Source organism: Rhodoferax sp. GW821-FHT02C08 (assembly GCF_059421805.1).
In genome coordinates this window covers 53,996-71,136 of record NZ_JBWKVR010000014.1, presented here as the reverse complement: position 1 = coordinate 71,136, position 17,141 = coordinate 53,996, and the positions used below count along the sequence as shown (strand labels likewise).

General features: G+C 63.4%; 16 protein-coding genes. 10 read left to right on the top strand and 6 right to left on the bottom strand.

The annotated features are described in order from the left end of the window. Positions 1-20 precede the first annotated feature (20 nt). Positions 21-875: a PhzF family phenazine biosynthesis protein gene (locus AC07VY_RS17270; protein ID WP_495098522.1), complete on the top strand. Its 855-nt coding sequence runs from the start codon at positions 21-23 to the stop codon at positions 873-875. On the opposite strand, the gene pdxR is transcribed toward AC07VY_RS17270, so the two are convergent. After that, positions 876-2,378, bottom strand: a complete 1,503-nt coding sequence (gene pdxR, locus AC07VY_RS17265) for a MocR-like pyridoxine biosynthesis transcription factor PdxR (protein WP_495098523.1) — start codon at positions 2,376-2,378, stop codon at positions 876-878. A gap of 108 nt (positions 2,379-2,486) precedes the next feature. On the opposite strand from pdxR, the gene AC07VY_RS17260 reads away from it, so the two are divergent. The 6 genes from AC07VY_RS17260 to AC07VY_RS17235 all read left to right on the top strand — a co-directional run bounded on the left by AC07VY_RS17260 (position 2,487) and on the right by AC07VY_RS17235 (position 7,175). Then, positions 2,487-2,942: a carboxymuconolactone decarboxylase family protein gene (locus AC07VY_RS17260; protein WP_495098524.1), complete on the top strand. Its 456-nt coding sequence runs from the start codon at positions 2,487-2,489 to the stop codon at positions 2,940-2,942. 125 nt (positions 2,943-3,067) lie between these two features. Then, complete coding sequence (locus AC07VY_RS17255; protein ID WP_495098525.1) at positions 3,068-3,484, top strand: cupin domain-containing protein; 417 nt, start codon at positions 3,068-3,070, stop codon at positions 3,482-3,484. A gap of 221 nt (positions 3,485-3,705) precedes the next feature. Beyond that, positions 3,706-4,623 (top strand): glycosyltransferase family 2 protein, encoded by a 918-nt coding sequence (locus tag AC07VY_RS17250; RefSeq protein WP_495098526.1) that lies wholly within the window; start codon positions 3,706-3,708, stop codon positions 4,621-4,623. Between the two features lie 147 nt (positions 4,624-4,770). Continuing rightward, complete coding sequence (locus tag AC07VY_RS17245) at positions 4,771-5,646, top strand: lipase family protein (RefSeq protein ID WP_495098527.1); 876 nt, start codon at positions 4,771-4,773, stop codon at positions 5,644-5,646. A 133-nt stretch (positions 5,647-5,779) separates the two neighbouring features. Continuing rightward, positions 5,780-6,295 carry a BON domain-containing protein gene (locus tag AC07VY_RS17240; RefSeq protein ID WP_495098528.1) on the top strand — a complete coding sequence of 172 codons (516 nt, stop codon included), beginning with the start codon at positions 5,780-5,782 and terminating at the stop codon, positions 6,293-6,295. A 64-nt stretch (positions 6,296-6,359) separates the two neighbouring features. Further along, positions 6,360-7,175 carry an NRDE family protein gene (locus AC07VY_RS17235; RefSeq protein ID WP_495098529.1) on the top strand — a complete coding sequence of 272 codons (816 nt, stop codon included), beginning with the start codon at positions 6,360-6,362 and terminating at the stop codon, positions 7,173-7,175. Here AC07VY_RS17235 and AC07VY_RS17230 read toward each other — a convergent pair. Further along, positions 7,170-7,664, bottom strand: a complete 495-nt coding sequence (locus AC07VY_RS17230; protein WP_495098530.1) for a rod shape-determining protein — start codon at positions 7,662-7,664, stop codon at positions 7,170-7,172. The genes AC07VY_RS17235 and AC07VY_RS17230 overlap by 6 nt on opposite strands. 349 nt (positions 7,665-8,013) lie before the next feature. Here AC07VY_RS17230 and AC07VY_RS17225 point away from each other — a divergent pair, with 349 nt between their 5' ends. Beyond that, positions 8,014-9,180, top strand: coding sequence for an MFS transporter (locus AC07VY_RS17225; RefSeq protein ID WP_495098531.1), 1,167 nt, complete (start codon positions 8,014-8,016; stop codon positions 9,178-9,180). A gap of 9 nt (positions 9,181-9,189) precedes the next feature. Here AC07VY_RS17225 and AC07VY_RS17220 read toward each other — a convergent pair whose 3' ends face one another. Beyond that, positions 9,190-11,118, bottom strand: coding sequence for a bifunctional 2',3'-cyclic-nucleotide 2'-phosphodiesterase/3'-nucleotidase (locus tag AC07VY_RS17220; protein WP_495098532.1), 1,929 nt, complete (start codon positions 11,116-11,118; stop codon positions 9,190-9,192). 170 nt (positions 11,119-11,288) lie between these two features. Here AC07VY_RS17220 and AC07VY_RS17215 point away from each other — a divergent pair, with 170 nt between their 5' ends. Together AC07VY_RS17215 and AC07VY_RS17210 are read left to right on the top strand one after the other, a co-directional pair. Next, positions 11,289-12,041, top strand: coding sequence for a hypothetical protein (locus AC07VY_RS17215; RefSeq protein WP_495098533.1), 753 nt, complete (start codon positions 11,289-11,291; stop codon positions 12,039-12,041). Between the two features lie 12 nt (positions 12,042-12,053). Then, the gene (locus AC07VY_RS17210) at positions 12,054-12,509 is read left to right on the top strand and encodes a GNAT family N-acetyltransferase (RefSeq protein ID WP_495098534.1); all 456 of its coding nucleotides are present in this window, start codon (positions 12,054-12,056) and stop codon (positions 12,507-12,509) included. Positions 12,510-12,575: 66 nt separating this feature from the next. On the opposite strand, the gene AC07VY_RS17205 is transcribed toward AC07VY_RS17210, so the two are convergent. The 3 genes from AC07VY_RS17205 to AC07VY_RS17195 all read right to left on the bottom strand — a co-directional run bounded on the left by AC07VY_RS17205 (position 12,576) and on the right by AC07VY_RS17195 (position 17,130). Further along, positions 12,576-14,144, bottom strand: a complete 1,569-nt coding sequence (locus AC07VY_RS17205) for a methyl-accepting chemotaxis protein (protein WP_495098535.1) — start codon at positions 14,142-14,144, stop codon at positions 12,576-12,578. A gap of 83 nt (positions 14,145-14,227) precedes the next feature. Then, positions 14,228-15,346: an ABC transporter substrate-binding protein gene (locus tag AC07VY_RS17200; protein ID WP_495098536.1), complete on the bottom strand. Its 1,119-nt coding sequence runs from the start codon at positions 15,344-15,346 to the stop codon at positions 14,228-14,230. Between the two features lie 314 nt (positions 15,347-15,660). Continuing rightward, a complete protein-coding gene (locus tag AC07VY_RS17195; protein WP_495098537.1) occupies positions 15,661-17,130 on the bottom strand; it encodes an NAD-dependent succinate-semialdehyde dehydrogenase in 1,470 nt (489 codons plus the stop codon). Positions 17,131-17,141 lie beyond the last annotated feature (11 nt).

Below are 17,141 nucleotides of genomic sequence, written 5' to 3'. Positions count from 1 at the left end.
TTTTCTTTATGGAGCCTGCCATGCCCACTCGCCCGTTCCAGCAAGTCGATGTATTCACCGCAACGCCCTACCAGGGCAACCCGCTGGCCGTGGTGCTGGACGGAGCGGGCCTGGGCGACGCCGAGCTGCAGCGCTTCGCCAACTGGACGCATCTGTCCGAAACCACCTTTCTGCTGCCGCCCACCGAGGCCGGCCGGACGGCAGGAGCCGACTACCGGGTGCGCATCTTCGATCCGGTAAGCGAGCTGCGCTTTGCCGGCCACCCCACGCTGGGCAGCTGCCACGCCTGGCTGCAGGCCGGTGGCAGGCCGCAGCAGCCGGGCCTGGTGGTACAGGAATGCCAGGTCGGCCTGGTGCGCATACGCCGCGACGGCAGCCGCCTGCAGTTTGCCGCGCCGCCTATGCAACGCAGCACGCTGGCCCCAGCGCTCATGGCGCAAATCACTGCGGCCCTCGGGCTGAAACCCCAGCAGCTGCTGGTCGCGCAAATGCTGGACAACGGCCTGCCCTGGCTGGGCCTGCTGCTGGACAGCCCACAGACCGTGCTGGCGCTGGAGCCCGACCACACGGCGCTGAAGAACACAGGCATCTGTGTCGGCGTGGTCGGCATCCACGCGGCCCCGGCCGACCCGCTGCTGGAGGTGCGCGCCTTCGCCGCCGCCGTCGAAGTGCCCGAAGACCCGGTCACCGGCAGCCTGAACGCCAGCCTGGCCCAGTGGCTGATCGCCGATGGCTTTGCTCCCACGCAATACCAGGCCGCCCAGGGCACGCGCCTGAACCGCCAAGGCCGGGTGCACGTCTACCAGGACGCGGACGGCCAGGTATGGGTGGGCGGCGAATCCGTCACCTGCATCGAAGGCCGGGTACTCTTTTAGTCAACGCCGCAGGGCTGCGCCCACCTGGCGCGCGGCCTGGTCAATCACGGCGGGGCTGAAGGGCGCAAAGCCCATGACCAGGCCCTGGCCCACCGGGTGGCTGCTGGTGTAGCGCCCCAAGGGCGCAGCCTGTATCCCGATGGGGGCCAAACGGCGCAGGGCCGTGGCTTCATCCATGTCCACCAAGCGGCCCACCACGTCCAGCCCGGCCTGCACCGTGGGCAGCTCGATCAGCCCCCGCCAGTGCGAGTGGGCCGCCTGCTCCAGCGCTGCAGCCCGGGCTGCGTAGAGCTTGCGCATGCGGCGCACATGGCGGTCGAAATGGCCGTCGGCCATGAAGTCGGCCAGCACCGCCTGGGCCAGACCATTCGCATGGCGGGAGGTCAGCGAGGCGGCGCGCTGAAACGGCTCGACCAAGTGCGTCGGCAGTGCCACATAGGCCAGGCGCAGGGCCGGGAACAGCAGCTTGCTGAAGGTGCCGGCCAGCACCACATGGGCGTCTGCGCCCGGCAGGCCTTTCAGCGCCGGAATCGGCTTGGCGACGAAGCGGTATTCGCTGTCGTAGTCGTCTTCGAAAATGCAGGCCTGGTTGGCTATCGCCCAGCGCAGCAGCGCCAACCGCCGCTCGGGCGACAAAGCCACGCCCAGAGGTGCCTGGCGCGATGGCGTCACATAGGCCAGGCGCGCCGTGGGTGCCAGGCTCAGCCCGTCGTCCACCCGCAGACCATCCGCGTCCACCGGCACATCCACCACCTGGGCACCAGAGGCCAGCAGCACCTGCCGCGCGCCGGGGTAACCAGGGTCTTCCATCCACACCGCGTCACCGGGCGCCAGCAGCAAACGCGCACACAGGTCCAGCGCCTGCTGCACGCTGCTCAACACCACGATCTGCGTGGCCGACACCGCCACACCCCGGGCAATCGCCAGGTGTGCGGCGATGGCCTCGCGCAGCTCGGCCAGGCCGGCGGGGTCGGCGTCCCACAGCGCGTGCAGCCGGGACGGGCGCAACTGGCGCGCATGCAATTGGCGCCACAGGGTCATGGGGAAAGCGCTGACATCGCACCGGTGGGGCGCGAAGGGCAACGGAGCCCCACCACCACCCAACGGAAACGGCGGCTCCAAGTGGGCCACGCGCTGCAACCATGGGCCGGACGGAGGCGTCGGCTTGGCGGCCGGTAGCGGGCTGCGCCGTCGGGGTATCGGCCCGACGCGCAAGGCCAGGTCCGGCAAGGCATGGCTGACACGCGTGCCGCTGCCAGGCTGGGCCAGGAGGTAGCCCTCGGACACCAGCTGACTGTAAGCCGCCTGCACCGTGCCACGGGCCAGGCCGTGCTGCAGCGCCAGGCTGCGCGTGCTGGGCAAGATGCTGTCGGCCGGCAGCCGGCCATCGAGGATGGCCCGGCGCAGCGCGCCGTGCAGCCAGTGCTGCAGGCCTTCGCCAGGTGCGGGCGTACCCAGTGGCAGGTCGCCGATCAGCGGGGCCTGCGTATGTTTTCCGGCCATGGCGTGGTGAAAAGTGGACTAATCATTTTTATAAATATTGGCCTAATGCTTGGACCAGTGTAGTTTGAGAATGGGAACTCTTCGTTCAGTCACCCTCTAGGAAACAGCATGTCTAGCCACCCAACCCGCATCAGCTACCCCGATTTCGAACGCCTGGCCCCGAAGGCCGTCACCGCCTTGTACGGCCTGGGTACCGCCTCCCACGGCGGCCTGGACGACCAGTTGGTCGAGTTGCTGGAGCTGCGCGCCTCGCAGATCAACGGCTGCGCCTACTGCGTGCAATACCACCTGGGCCTGGCGCGCAAGGCCGGCCTGCCGCAGACCAAGATCGACATGCTGCCGGTATGGCGCGAGGCGGGTATTTACTCGGCACGCGAACTGGCCGCGCTGGCCTGGACCGAGCATCTGACCGACGTCAGCCGCCAGGGCGCCCCCGATGCAGCCTGGGCTGCGCTGCGCGAGGTCTTCAGCGAAGCAGAAGCCGCGAACCTGTGCGTCGCCATCGTCGCGATCAACGCCTGGAACCGCGTCGCCATCGCGCTGGGCTTTGCCCCCACGGCTTGATGTCCACCACCGATGGCCTGTTCGAAATTGCGGACGATGCAGCCGTGCATGCATGGCTGCTGCGCAACGCCCTGCCCTTGTGACAGCTCAGCCACCCCTGTTTTCAACCAACGATCGTCTACGCCATGCACTCCGTGAAATCCATCCTCCTCGGCCTGGCCTTGGCGCTGCCGCTGGCCTCGATCGCACAGGCCCACGACAGCGAGCGCGCTTCCAGCGTCCAGCCCATCTTCAACCAGGCCATCACGAATATCGCCGGCAAAACCATGATTGCAGTGACGGTCGATTACCCGGCCGGCGGCGGCTCGCCTTCGCACAGGCATGCGGCTTCGGCGTTCATCTTTGCGTACGTGGTGCAGGGTGCGATCCGCAGCCAGATCGACGGCGGGCCGGTGCGCATCTACCGCGCGGGTGAGAGTTTTTACGAGACACCGGGCCAGCACCACGGCGTCAGCGAAAACGCCAGCAACACCCAACCGGCCAAGCTGCTGGCGGTATTTGTGGTGGACAGCGATGCCAAGGATCTGACCACACCCGATTGAGCCTGTAGCCAGGAGAACTAAAAACCAAAACCCACGCCAAGCGGGCCAGGGCTTTGCGTATAGTGTGCGTGCACAAACGACACACGATAGGCCCAGATGCAATCCGTCCATGGCGACCGAATGCTTGTCACCGGTGACAAGCGCCATACCAAGCACCTGCTGGGCCAAGCGTGCTATGGCGAAATGAACAGCGTCTGCCATCCGGCCTGCAGCGCATGAGCATGAGCACGACAGCGTTCGACCTGTCGGTCGTCGTCAGCACCTACAACCGCGCGGCGGACCTGCGCCGCATGCTGGACGCTTTGGCCTGTAACCACACCGACGCAGACCTGCGCTGGGAGGTACTGGTGGCCGACAACGCCTCCAGCGACGACACCGCCGCCGTGCTGCAGGACTTTGCCGCCACCGCCCCCATGGCCGTGGTCACTCTGTATGAGCCGCGGCGCGGCAAAGCCTATGGCCTGAACCAGGCACTGGGTCTGGCGCGCGGCGAGTTGCTGGCCTTCATCGACGACGACATCCTTGTCGCCGACGACTGGGTGGCCACGGTGGTGGCGCATTTCCGCACGCACCCGGCTTCTCACTGCATAGGCGGGCGGGTCGAGCTGCACGATCCGCTGGACGCACCGGTCACCATCAAACGCTCCCTGCAGGCCAGCCGCACTGGGCTCACCGGGTTCAGCCCGGACAACATTCCCATCATCGGCTGCAATATGGCCTTTCGGGCCGACTGGCTGCGTAGCCTGGGCCGCTTCGACACCAATATCGGACCCGGCAGTGCTATCGGCGTGGCCGAAGACCTCGACATGCTGTACCGCGTAGTGCGTGCCGGTGGGCTGATCGAATATGTGCCCGGCCTGCTGGTCCAGCACAACCATGGTCGGCGCTCTGCGGAACAGTTGCGGGGGCTGTACGCCGGCTATTACGCCGGACGAGGCGCGTTCTATGCCAAATACATATTGCGCCGTGATGCCCTGGTGATGCGCTGGGCCTACTGGGAGGCCCGCAAGCTGCTGCGTCCGCACACAGAGCCGATGCGCCAGGGCCTGTACCGCCGCTCCCGCCTGCATAGCCTGCTGCAGCTGGGCCGCGGGGCGCTGCGCTACCTGCGATTGGCGCAAAACAAAAGCCAAGCCTGACCTGGCTGACGCATCCTCCTTCTTTAGGAGAAATCCAGCCGCCCTGCGGTGGCGCCTGGATTGACATTGCCCGCGCCCAGGTGAACCATCTTGGCCGCGGTACGCGCATGCGGGCTGCCGCCCCACCTCCTCCACCGAAAGAACACCATGGACAGACGCGCTGCCGCCCAACAGGCCAAACTGGTTTTGTACGCCTTCGACATGTGCGAGGCCAACTGGAGTCAGCTGACGCCGCCGCCCGATCCGCGCATCGCCCCCGACGGTTGGACGCTGCGGGCCTACATCTCCGGCGCCGACGTGTCTCGCCAAAGCGGGCTCACCTCCACCAGCACCGTCATGGGCATGGGCGATGTGCACTGCTACGGCTTTGTGGCGCAAGATGCCGGCGGCAACTTCGCGGTTGCGATACGCGGCACCAAGAGCCTGCCCGAATGGATAGACGACCTGGACTTCTTGATGGTGCCCCACCCCGTAGGCGGGCTGGTGGACCGCGGCTTCTACAACATCTACCAAAGCATGCAGCTGCATGTGCTGGGCGGCGGCCCGGGCTGGTCGCCCCTGGCCAGCGGGATGAGCGCCCTGGTGGGCGCCAGCCCGGTCACGGTGCTGGGCCACAGCCTGGGTTCGGCCATCAGCACCTATCTGACACTGGACCTGCGCCGCCTGGGCCTGAACGCCAGCGCCTGCCTGTTCGCATCGCCCAAAACCGGCGACAGCAACTTCGTCAACGCCTTCGAGCAGAACGTGCCCAACTACGACGTGTTCAACTACGCGCACGACCTGGTGCCCCAGCTGCCGCCCTTCGACATACTGCACTGCTCCAAGTACCACGACCTGCTGCAGGCCAAGATCTTCAACGACGACTTCTCCATGGCCAAAATCTGCCAGGACAAGGCCTGCTTCCACCACCTGGTCTGCTATATGGCCATGCTTGACTACCCCACGTACACCGAGGTCATGGCGAATATGCCCACCGACGACGACATTGCCTGCGCCAAATGCGTGCTGGGCAAGAACGCCTGAGCTGCATGCCGCTATCAAAAAAGAAGCTGCCTGCGCAGATGCCACCTGCGCCAGGGCCATAAAATCCTTGAAACCTGTGGGGTCGCCTGCACGGGCACTGACGGAGGCGCACAATCGGCGCAGCATCAGCTTCATGCCCCGCATGCCCAAGACCTTTTTGCCCTCCTTGCGCACTCTGTACCGTCTGCGCCGCAGCAGCCTGGCGCTGGCCCTGGCCGGCTGCGCCGGCGCCCAGGCCGCCCCATCCGACCAGGCGCTGCAAAACTACTTCAACGACCCCTTCCTGCAAGTCACCTCGGCCATCACCAGTTGCCCGCCCCAACTGGGCCCGCGCATCAGCCTGGCCGAGATGCAGGCCGAAACCCATTGGCGCGCCGAGCGCGGCACCAGCTGCTACCGTTCCGGCCGCTGCCGCCTGCCCAACGCCTATCTGTACGACGCCGAAATCATCCCCCGCGCGGCCAAGGCCATCCTGGCCGACGGGCGCTTTGCCGACTCCAGCATCTGGGTGCTGGGTCAGCGACGCTGGGTCTGGCTGCAGGGCTGCGTACGCAGCCGCGAAGCAGCCCAAGCCGTGGAGCAGTTGGTGCGCGGCATCGACGATGTGGAAGCCGTCATCAACGAGCTCAGTGTGCTGCCCGCCCCTTGAAGAAAATCTGCCCGCAGCGCACATTCCACCTGCGCCAGAAGCTACCAAAACCATAGCAAACACCATGTGCCTGATTGCATTCCAGTGGCAGCCCGACGCCATAGCCCCGCTGACCATCGCCGCAAATCGCGACGAGTTCTATGCCCGTCCCGCCCTGCCGCTGCACCGCTGGGCCAACAGCCCCATCGTCGCCGGCCAGGACCTGCAAGGCGGCGGCACCTGGATGGGCCTGCACACGCCCAGCGGCCGGCTGGCCGCGCTCACCAACTACCGCGACCCCAGCCGGCACAACCCCAAGGCCCCGTCGCGGGGTGGCATCGTCACCGCCTTTTTGCAGGGCCAACAAACGGCCGAGGAGTTTGCGCAAGCCCTGGCCGCCGAGTCCGACGCCTACAACCCGTTCAATCTGCTGCTGTTCGACGGCCAGCAGCTGCACGCGTATGAGAGCCGGCACCGCAAGCACTTCGCACCCGAGCCCGGTGTCTGGGCCGTATCGAATGCCGACTTCCACACCCCCTGGCCCAAACTGGTCCGCCTGCACCACGGATTCGCCCAGGCCCTGCAGCAGCACCGAGCCGCCGAGTCCAACCACCTCAGCCCCGCCCTGGAAACCGAGCTCTGGCCCCTGCTGACCGACACCCGCCTGGCCGATGATGCGGACCTGCCGCACACCGGCATCCCCCTGGACCTGGAGCGTGGCCTATCGGCCGCCTTCATCCACCTACCGCACTACGGCACGCGCGCCAGCACCTTGGTGCACTGTGCGCGGGGCCAGGTGACGTTGGTGGAGCGCAGCTTTGGCGTGCAAGGGGTAAAAGCTATGGCGGGCGAGGTACGGGTGGTGTGCAATATCAGAACCGAGGACCGGCCAGTTCTATGAAAGTACGGCGCCGTCCGCCGGGAATGTGCCGGACAAAAGCTCAGAGTCGGTCAGTGTGCGCCCCTGCCACACCTTGACCTGGCTGCCACCGGCACCTAAGGCCATTTCATGGAAAGCGCGTATTTCTACCTGCGTCAACCCGCCCGCCGGATCGCCCAGCGGGTGCATCACCACGCGCGGCGCCATCGAGAACCATGTGCTGCGATTGACACGGAAAAAACAGGCTTTGAGCAGCTGCTCGCCCACCGTGAAGTCACCCACCAAGGTCCGAGGATGCCCAAACGGGTTAACGATTTTCACCGTTGGCTCCGCAGCCCGCATGCGTGCTTCGGCCCCTATGCCAACAATCTTAGGTTTGGGCACATGGGCAATGGCCACTTCTGGCACTTCAGAAAAATACTGGCCTGACTTGGGGTTGCGTACAGACAAGCGATCGGGTGACAACTGGACATACAGAGTGGAAGAGAAAAGCGACGCGAGAATGCTCATGGATGGACTTCAAGAAAAAGCATGACAGCTGCGGGCGTTACTAGGCCTGCAAAACGGCAGGCAAAAACGACAAACCACTATAGCCCGGTGCCTCACAGCCACTTCCCGCGCGCCTGCATCTTTCCTTAAAAAGGCGGAGACTGGCATCACCTTCTTTTTATATATATTTCGAGGCAAGTTGAGGGGTATAGAGCGCTCCTGATACCCACGCCCCCGACCGGGGACGCTGGCACCGCGCATCAATGAATTAAACCGGATAGCCCACAACTGCATATAAAACCTGCACCAACAGCTACGAATAAAATAGCAGACACACCGCGAAGCCATCCACGCTTCAAGCTCTCACTCCATGCAGCACACCACCTATGACTGGCGCAGCATCGCCGCGCTGAATGCGGTCTCCACCTTTGCCCAAGTCGGGCAATTCGGCATTCCATTCGTGGTGCTGCCGCTGTGGCTGGAACAGCAAGGCGCGACGGCCTTGCAGCTCAGCCTGTATGCCGCATCCCTGTGGCTGGGGCAGCTTCCGGGGCTGGGCGTGGCACCACGCTTAACCCGCCAGTTTGGCGCGCGGCCCACCATTCTGGCGGCGCTGCTGTGCTCCATCCTGGCCCTGGGTGCCATCGCGCTGGGCATGCCGACGCTGTGGTTGCCAGCGGGTTTGCTGGCCGGCTTTGGACAGGGGCTGCGCTGGATTGGGCTGGAGCCTTGGCTGTACCACATCGCGCCCAGCCATGCGCGCGGGCGGCTGGTGGGCTTCCATGAAACCCTGATTGCACTGGCGCCCATCGTGGCTCCGGCCATGTCGGGCTGGTGGGGCATTGAGGGTCTGGCGCCCTTGTGGCTGGGCATGGGCTTTCTGCTGATGGCGGCCCTGCCCTTGCTGTGGGCGCACGAGGAGCGGGCATCCACTTCCAACACCTCCGCGCAGCCCCCCAAGGCAACGCCGTTTTGGCAGCTGCCGCGCGAAAAGATCTTTCTGCTGGGCCTGGGCGTGGCCTTGTTTGGAGGCATGTCGGAGTCGGCATTCATCGGCCTGTTCCCGGTGTTTGGTACGGCGCAGCAACTGGATGCAGCGCAGATCGCCAGCCTGTTGGCCAGCTTCGGTCTGGGCGGTTTGTTGATGCAGTACGTGGCCGGCTGGCTGGCCGACCACCGGGGCATGGCCTTCGCCAGCTTGTGCTGCTGCATCGGCACCGCCGTGGTCGCGCTGGCGCTGACCTATGCGCTGGGCCCGCTGCTGCTGCACACGGCGGTGTTCTGCCTGGGCGGCCTGGTCACGGCCTACTTGACCCTGGCACTGATCGCCAGCGCCAAGACGCAGGGCGGCAGCATGGCGCGCAATATGAGCGCGGTGTCCATGGTCTACACGCTCAGCGCGGTCGTCGGCCCATTGGCGGCAGCTGCTGCCATGCATGCCGTGGGCGGCAATGGCCTGATGTGGGTGATGGCCGGGTTTGCGCTGCTGATGGCGGTGTATGTGGCCCGTGTGACGTCGGGCCAGCGACTTACCTAGTCCGCCGGCTTACTCGCCCAGTGTGTACAGCGCCGACCCGTCGCCGTTGTCCTTCACCAGCCAGATGCCCGGGTGGTTCGCCAGGTAGCGGATGCCACCACTGCCGGAGCTGAAGGCCATGCGCACGCCGGGCACGGGCTGGATCTTCCAGTTGTTATCGGCCTGCGGGTTGACCTGGCCGCCGGGCGTCAGCGTGCCCATGAGCTGCAGGTATTCCACCAGCACCTGGCGGTTTTCGTCGGGGGCGTCCAGCACCACCTTGGCGGCGCCCAGGCCGGGGAAGTTGCCGCCGCCGAACGCGCGGTAGTTGTTGGTGGCGACGATGAATTTGGCCGCCGGGTCTATCGGCTTGCCGTCGAAGCGCAGGTTCTGCACCCGGTGTGCGCTGGCGGCCGCCAGACCACCCTTGGCGTCATAGCGGGCGGGCTGGGTCAGGTCCAGCTCGTACGCCACACCGTCGATGGTGTCGAAGTTGTAAGACGGGAAAGCATCGTTGACCAATGGCTGCTGCGGCGCGCCTTTGGGGTCGATCTGCAGGAACTGGCCGGCCGACATTTCCAGCCATTCCCGCACCTCCGCGCCAGTCAGCAACATGGCTTTCAGGGTGTTTGGATAGATGTACAGGTCGGCCATGTGCTTGATGGCCAGCGGGCCGGCGGGGATGTCGGTGTAGTAGCTCCAGCCCTGGCGGCCGCCGGACTTGAACGGCGCGGCGGCCGACAGCACGGGGTACTTTTCATAGTCCGTGCCCTGCATGGCGCGCTTCACATAGGCGGTCTGCGCGTTGGAGACGATCTGCACCGAGGGGTCGTCGCTGACCTGGGCAAAGTAGCTGTAGATAGGTGCGCTGCTGAAGGCCACCTTGTTGCGCACATAGTCCAGCGTCTGCGCGTGCTCGGTGGCTATGGTTTGCTCAACCATGGGGTCGGCAGCAGCCAGCGACTGCTTGGCAGCGCGGTCAAAGATGGGGCGGATGGACGACTGGCTGTTCACCACCTTCCAGCTGCCGCCGCTGTCGTCCAGTGTGAAGTCCACCACGCCCAGGTGGTCGCCCCAGCGGCCCGGCATGACGGCAGCCACGCCGTGGATGGTGCCGCGCGCGGCGTCCACGGCAGGGTAACTGGCGAAGGCCTTGCTGGGGAATTCAGCATGCGCGTGGCCGAACAAGATGGCGTCTATGCCCGGCACCTCGGCCAGCTTGGACACCGCGTTCTCGGCCAGCAGGCCAACCTCGCCCTTCTCAAAGCCGCTGTGCGGAATAGCCACCACCAGCTGCGCACCTTTGGCGCGCATCTCGGGCACGTATTTCTGCGCCGTGGCCACGATGTCGCGCACTACCACCTTGCCCTCCAGGTTAGCCTTGTCCCACTGCATGATCTGCGGCGGCGCAAAGCCGATCACACCGATGGTGATGGAGTGCTTCTTACCCTCGGCATCGAGCAGCTCGCGCTTCAGCAGCAGGTAGGGGGTGAATGCATGCTGCTCCTGTGCGCCGTTGTCGAGGTATATGTTGGCATTGACATAGGGAAAGTTGGCACCCTTGAGCGAGCGCTGCAGGAATGGCAGGCCGAAGTTGAACTCGTGGTTGCCCAGGTTGGCCGCGTCATAACCCAGCTGGTTCATCACCTTGTAGGCAGGGTGGGTCTGGCCGTCTTGCAGCGGGTGCACCTTGGCAATCACATCACCCATAGGACTGCCCTGCAGCAGGTCGCCGTTGTCGAACAGCAGGCTGTTCGGCGCCTCGGCACGCGCCGCCTTGATGAGGCTGATGGTGCGCGCCAGGCCGTACTGGTCGGTGGGCTTGTCCTGGTAGTAGTCGTAGCTCAGCAGGTTCATGTGCACATCGGTGGTCTCCAGGATGCGCAGCTGCAGCTCCGCCGCCCCCACGGTGCTGCCCCATCCCAGCGCGAGGCCGGCGACGATTCCTACAGTACGCATCTGTGTTACTCCTGATTGCATAGCGGCTTGTGCAGGTGGAACCTGCGGTGCATGGCATTTTCATGTGAATGATTGAAACTTGTACAGGCCTCGGCGCCTAGCTTAAAACACTGCCACTACACTGCCGCTCTTTTCTTCGCATCCGCAAAGAATGCCAACGCCCGTAACCCATGACTTCCCTCGCACTGCCCCGATTCTCCCAACTGGCCGCCCTTCTAGCTGTGGCCGTCACCCTTGCATGTACCGCAGCCCGTGCGGAAGATGTGTTCAGCGACAACTTCACCCGGGACTACAAACCGGTAGAGAAGCTGGCAGAGCTACCTGATACCAGCACAATGGGCGGTTACCCGATTTTCCGAGGTGGGCGCACGTGGCGGGTCGTAGCAGGCTCGTCGACGGAAAACAATATCCGCGTCCGCCTCGGCTCGTTGACTGCCATTAGTCCTATCGGCAATGCCTTCTTCGCCGAAGCCCATACCTTGGTCAATCTGAGTCAGGCCAACGCCTACTTCCTTGCCGAGCCCTGCAAGGGCAGCCATCTGGTGGCGGTCAACCAAGGCGGTCGCCAGTTCGACAACTGCATGACGATCGACACGGTATTCAGTGCGGTCGGCAAAGAGAGCCAGACACTGCTGGATATCCGGGTGCGGAATTCGCAGAACGGCTCGCGCATCTACGGTCTGGAGCTGTTTTTGAGCCTGAAGCAGCTGGGCTTTCCCGACTCCCAACCCAGCGACTGGACCGAACAGAGTCTGGCGGCCGACCCGGTGAAAAAAGAGTTCATCACCAAACTGTCCGCCTGGGCGCAAAAGCTGCAGATCGGTGTGAACCTGGCGATTGGCTACGACAAACCGCAAGACGCCTTCGCCGCCGTGCCACCACTGGCGGACGTGCTCGCGTTGGCACCCAAGACGACACCCTAAGAAAATCGGTCCATGCACATCCGACTAGACGACCTCCAAGGCCCTGAAATCCACGCGCTGCTGGAAGAACATATGCGTGGCATGCATGCCCTGTCGCCGCCCGAGAGCGTGCATGCACTGAACCTGGACGGCCTGCGCCAGCCAAACATCCGCTTCTGGACGGCCTGGGACGGCGCCGACCTGCTGGGTTGCGGCGCCTTGAAGCAACTGGATGCCGAGCACGCCGAGATCAAATCCATGCGCACCGCCGAGCAGCATCTGCGCAAAGGTGTGGCACGTGCGCTGCTGGCGCATATCGTGGAACAAGCCCAGGCGCTGGGCTTGCGGCGCCTCAGTCTGGAGACCGGCCCCGTCCCCGGCTTTGCCGCCGCGCACAGGCTGTACGCAGCGTTTGGCTTCCAGGAATGCGGGCCGTTTGCCGACTACAAGCTGGACCCGCACAGCGTGTTCATGAGCCGTCTGCTATAGCAAATGCTATTTAAAACATAGCACCTTGTGCAGCATGCATCTGCATCGAGAGGGCTTTTTTCAACATCACACCAAACGAAAGGTGCCCACAACCGCAGCCAGTTTGCTCGCCTGTGTTTTGAGACTGTCTGCCGCAGCACTGCTTTGCTCTACCAATGCGGCATTTTGGAGTGTGACTTCGTCGATTCTGTGGACAGCGTTGCGTACTTGACTGATGCCATCGTGTTGCTCGGCACCTGCGTTGCGTATGTCCAGAATAAGCTGGCTGACGGTTTGCGCCTGAACCACAATTTGCTCTATCGATACGCCAGCTTCGTTGACCTGGCGCATGCCTGCATCGACCTTCTCAACGTTGTCACCGATCAGCTTTTTAATGTCCTTGGCCGCCTCGGCCGATCGCTGAGCCAGCAAGCGGACTTCGCTGGCCACCACGGCAAAGCCACGCCCTTGTTCACCTGCACGGGCCGCTTCAACCGCGGCGTTCAGTGCCAAGATATTGGTTTGGAACGCGATGCCGTCGATGACGCCGGTGATGTCACTGATGGTTTTCGACGAGGCGGAGATACCCTTCATGGTGGCCACGACCTGTGCCACAGCCTGCCCGCCCTCCACCGCTGCAGATGACGCCTTGGAGGCCAATTGATTGGCCTGTTCTGCGGTATTCGCATTGTGCTGAACCGTCTCGGCCAGACGCCCCACGGACTGGACCGTCTGCTGCACATCGCTGGCTTGCTCTTCGGTGCGAAAGCTTAAATCCAGATTGCCGGAAGCAATCTGTGCGCTACCGGAAGCGATGTGCTCACTGCTTTGCCGGACCTCTCCGACGATGGTGGCAAGGCGCCCGCGCATGGTTGCCATGGCAGACATGACGCTGTTGCTATTTTCCCCATGCACCGGAACATGCATGCTCAAATCTCCGTCTGCAATAGCCAACGCAATCCGCGCAACATCGTCTGGCTCTCCGCCCATCTGCATCGCAATGGAACGCACCACGGCAACAGCAGCGGCCACACCGCAAATCAATGCCAGCAGGCAGCCCCCGATGAGCAGGCTTATCGACCGCGCATAAGTTTTCGCGCTGCTGTCGGCCAGTTCGTCTGCGGTTGCGGACTTCAGTTTCCACTCATTGTCGATAGCGGTGGCAGTCGCTCGGTACAGCCGCTCCGACCGCCCTGTAAAAAGGCGCCGTGCTTCTTCCGTTTTAGCTGGGTCCTCTATGGATTCGCGAGAAATGCTTTTTAACTTGTCCCAGTAACCCATGGACAAGGTCGCTGCATTGGCCACACTCTTCCAGAGCGCCCGGTCCTCGTCACTGGAGAGCAGGCGTTCATGCTCGGCCAGTGCTGTTTTGAATTCGCCGTACTCGTGGTCAATGCTGGTTTCCAGTACCGCCATGTCATCGGCCGTCGCAGCCATCAGGTGCTGTGCCTCCAGCATGCGGATGTTGGCTATCTTTTCCTGCCACAACCTCACCGCTTTCAATGACGGCGTAGTGGTAGTTGTGTAGTAATTGAGAGCTCCGTTAACCGACTGAATCTGTGCTGCCGCTACGACTGCAATACCCACGATCAGAATCAGCAAGATGCCAAATGTCGACGCCAGCCGATACCCCAACTTCATTCTTTTTAACTTCATGACCGTCTGAACTTCCTTGGTTATCTAAACAACACGAGGGAAATAGGCATATAGCTCTGGCCGCCGTGCAAATACACCGATGCTCAGGGCTGCACTGCTTCGGCAAAACGCTTTTCAATGGCTGCGCCATGCTTGATCCAGAAATTAGGATTGAACGCCAAGGCTTTTCGCAGGTTGCCCGGTGCCGATGGCAGCTCACTGCCAAGCATCGACAAATCAACCAACGCCTGGTGGGTGGAGGTACTTTGCGCACGGCGGCCGGTGTCGTATTTCAATATGGCATTCATATTGGTCGGGCCGTATGGAATTTCACGAGAAAAGGCCAGTTGCGCATCTTCTGTGGTGGCGTAAGCAATGTATTGGCGGGCCAGGTCTTTCCGAGGTGTTCCTTTAGGGATGACCCAATAGTCCAGCTCGTAGATAGCCCCTGGCCAAGCGATCTCAAGCCTGGATGTTGGATCTTCACGATTGGCCACTGCGATGCGTCCATTGAAAGCAGTAGACATCACGACCTCACCCGCAGCCAAGCGCTTGGGGGGCTGTGCACCGCTGGTCCACCAGACGATGTAGGGCCTGAGCGCATTGAGCTTTTTGATGGCGCGTGCAAGGCCGGCCTCCGTGCCCAGCTCCCGGTACACCTCGTCACGCGGAACGCCATCGGCCATAAGTGCGAACTCAAGGTTGTAGCGCGGGCCAGCACGCATTCCTCGTTTTCCGGGGAACTTGGCAACATCCCAGAAATCCTGCCACGATTTGGGGGCATCTTTGAACCGGGTCGGGTCGTATGCCAATACCGTTGACCACACGAATGCGCCCACTCCGCAGGACTGAACACTTCCCGGAAGCAGTTGTGGAGCATGTGGCAAAGTGGACTGGTCCACGCTTTCGAATAGCCCCGCCTCACAACCAGCCAGCAAATCTGTCGACTCGACTTCCACTACATCCCAATCGAACGCCCCCTTTTTCAGCATGGCGCGGATGGTGCTCAACGACCCGTCATATTCCACTGCCGTTGCCACCACATTGTTGCGCTGCGCAAAAGGTCTTTGAAATGCCACAGCTTGTGCATTGGCATTGGCTCCGCCAAAGTTGGCGATGGTGAGCCCCGCGGCGTGGGCAGGCAATAGATTTGCACTTGCTGCACAAGCAACCGCCAGGGCTAAGACACGCACAAAAATCGGACGCAAAAGGAACCGGTACATACGCAAACTCCAAGAGATTACGGAACCAACGCGCACCGGGAATACCCACTATGCGCGAGAAGATGCGGTGCCAAGCAAGTCTCTGCACAGCCCAACACCGCCCTCGCTAAACCAAGCTGTGAACAGGCACAGGACATGGCCAGCCAGCGCGTCGCGCCACCTATGACGCCAGCACAGTTAGTGGTTGATTGCAGGGGATGGCTAGCTTGCGAACGTGCATCCCCTCTGTTCCGTACAGCCACCATCGATGGCAGGCACGGAAACATTCGCCACCGGCTCATGCCAGTGGCAGGATGCAAATGGCAAGCCGGAACTTACTTATCCAGCCCGCCCAGGCAGATGTACTTGATCTCCATGAACTCTTCCAGCCCGTACTTGGAGCCTTCGCGGCCCAGGCCGGATTGCTTGACGCCGCCGAAGGGTGCTTCGGCGGTGGAGATCAGACCGGTGTTGACACCGACCATGCCCGACTCGATCTGCTCGGCCACGCGCATCACGCGGCCAATGTCGCGGCTGTAGAAGTAGGCGGCCAGGCCGAACTCGGTGTTGTTGGCGCGCTCAATGACCTCGGCTTCGGTGTCGAACACGAAGATCGGGGCCAGCGGGCCGAAGGTTTCGTCCTGGGCGAACAGCATGTCCTCGGTGGCACCGCCGATGACGGTGGGCTCGAAAAACAGGCCACCCAGCGCGTGTGGCTTGCCACCGGCCAGCACCTTGCCACCCTTGGCCACGGCGTCGGCGATATGCTCCTTCACCTTGGCCACGGCCTTGGCGTCAATCAGCGGGCCCTGGGTGCTACCGGCGTCCACGCCGTTGCCCACCTTCAAGGCATTGACCTTGGCGACCAGCTTGGCGGTGAATGCTTCCAGCACGCCGCGCTGCACATACAGGCGGTTCGCGCAGACGCAGGTCTGGCCGGTGTTGCGGTACTTGGAGATCATGGCGCCATCGACCGCCGCGTCCAGATCCGCGTCGTCGAACACGATGAAGGGTGCGTTGCCGCCCAGCTCCAGCGACAGCTTCTTGATGGTGTCGGCCGACTGGCGCATCAGGGTGCGACCCACTTCGGTGGAGCCGGTGAAGGTCAGCTTGCGCACGATGGGGCTGCGCGTCATCTCGCCGCCGATCTGGCTGGCGGAGCCGGTCAGCACCGACAACAGTCCCTTGGGCACGCCGGCGCGGTCGGCCAGCTCGGCAAAAGCCAGGGCCGAGTACGGGGTTTGCGTGGCGGGCTTGACCACCATGGAGCAACCTGCGGCCAGCGCCGGGCCGGCCTTGCGGGTCAGCATGGCGGTGGGGAAGTTCCAGGGCGTGATGGCGGCCGTCACACCGATGGGCTGCTTGATGGCCAGCAGGCGGCGGTCGGCGTTGGGCGTGGGGATGGTGTCGCCATAGCTGCGGCGGGCCTCGTCGGCAAACCATTCGATGAAGGAAGCGGAGTAAACGATCTCGCCCTTGGCTTCGGCCAGCGGCTTGCCCTGCTCGGAGGTGAGGATCAAGGCCAGGTCATCCTGGTGCTGCAGCATCAGGTCGTTGAGCTTGCGCAGAATGGCCGCGCGGTCCTTGCCCGACACATTGCGCCACTGGCGCTGGGCGACCTCGGCGGCGGCAATGGCGCGCACGGTTTCCGCCGTGCCGCACATGGGCACGGTGCCCAGCACTTCACCCGTGGCGGGGTTGGTCACGGGCACGGTTTCACCGTTATCGGCATCGACCCAGGCACCGGCAATGAAGGCCTGCTGACGCAGCAGGGTGGGGTCTTTGAGATTGAGCTTGGTAGTCATCAGATGATCTT

What these genes read in the sequence shown, in the direction of transcription:
- AC07VY_RS17270 (WP_495098522.1), top strand. Translation starts at nt 21, where the DNA reads ATGCCCACTCGCCCGTTCCAGCAAGTCGATGTATTCACCGCAACGCCC.
- pdxR (WP_495098523.1), bottom strand. Translation starts at nt 2,378, where the DNA reads ATGGCCGGAAAACATACGCAGGCCCCGCTGATCGGCGACCTGCCACTG.
- AC07VY_RS17260 (WP_495098524.1), top strand. Translation starts at nt 2,487, where the DNA reads ATGTCTAGCCACCCAACCCGCATCAGCTACCCCGATTTCGAACGCCTG.
- AC07VY_RS17255 (WP_495098525.1), top strand. Translation starts at nt 3,068, where the DNA reads ATGCACTCCGTGAAATCCATCCTCCTCGGCCTGGCCTTGGCGCTGCCG.
- AC07VY_RS17250 (WP_495098526.1), top strand. Translation starts at nt 3,706, where the DNA reads ATGAGCACGACAGCGTTCGACCTGTCGGTCGTCGTCAGCACCTACAAC.
- AC07VY_RS17245 (WP_495098527.1), top strand. Translation starts at nt 4,771, where the DNA reads ATGGACAGACGCGCTGCCGCCCAACAGGCCAAACTGGTTTTGTACGCC.
- AC07VY_RS17240 (WP_495098528.1), top strand. Translation starts at nt 5,780, where the DNA reads ATGCCCCGCATGCCCAAGACCTTTTTGCCCTCCTTGCGCACTCTGTAC.
- AC07VY_RS17235 (WP_495098529.1), top strand. Translation starts at nt 6,360, where the DNA reads ATGTGCCTGATTGCATTCCAGTGGCAGCCCGACGCCATAGCCCCGCTG.
- AC07VY_RS17230 (WP_495098530.1), bottom strand. Translation starts at nt 7,664, where the DNA reads ATGAGCATTCTCGCGTCGCTTTTCTCTTCCACTCTGTATGTCCAGTTG.
- AC07VY_RS17225 (WP_495098531.1), top strand. Translation starts at nt 8,014, where the DNA reads ATGCAGCACACCACCTATGACTGGCGCAGCATCGCCGCGCTGAATGCG.
- AC07VY_RS17220 (WP_495098532.1), bottom strand. Translation starts at nt 11,118, where the DNA reads ATGCGTACTGTAGGAATCGTCGCCGGCCTCGCGCTGGGATGGGGCAGC.
- AC07VY_RS17215 (WP_495098533.1), top strand. Translation starts at nt 11,289, where the DNA reads ATGACTTCCCTCGCACTGCCCCGATTCTCCCAACTGGCCGCCCTTCTA.
- AC07VY_RS17210 (WP_495098534.1), top strand. Translation starts at nt 12,054, where the DNA reads ATGCACATCCGACTAGACGACCTCCAAGGCCCTGAAATCCACGCGCTG.
- AC07VY_RS17205 (WP_495098535.1), bottom strand. Translation starts at nt 14,144, where the DNA reads ATGAAGTTAAAAAGAATGAAGTTGGGGTATCGGCTGGCGTCGACATTT.
- AC07VY_RS17200 (WP_495098536.1), bottom strand. Translation starts at nt 15,346, where the DNA reads ATGTACCGGTTCCTTTTGCGTCCGATTTTTGTGCGTGTCTTAGCCCTG.
- AC07VY_RS17195 (WP_495098537.1), bottom strand. Translation starts at nt 17,130, where the DNA reads ATGACTACCAAGCTCAATCTCAAAGACCCCACCCTGCTGCGTCAGCAG.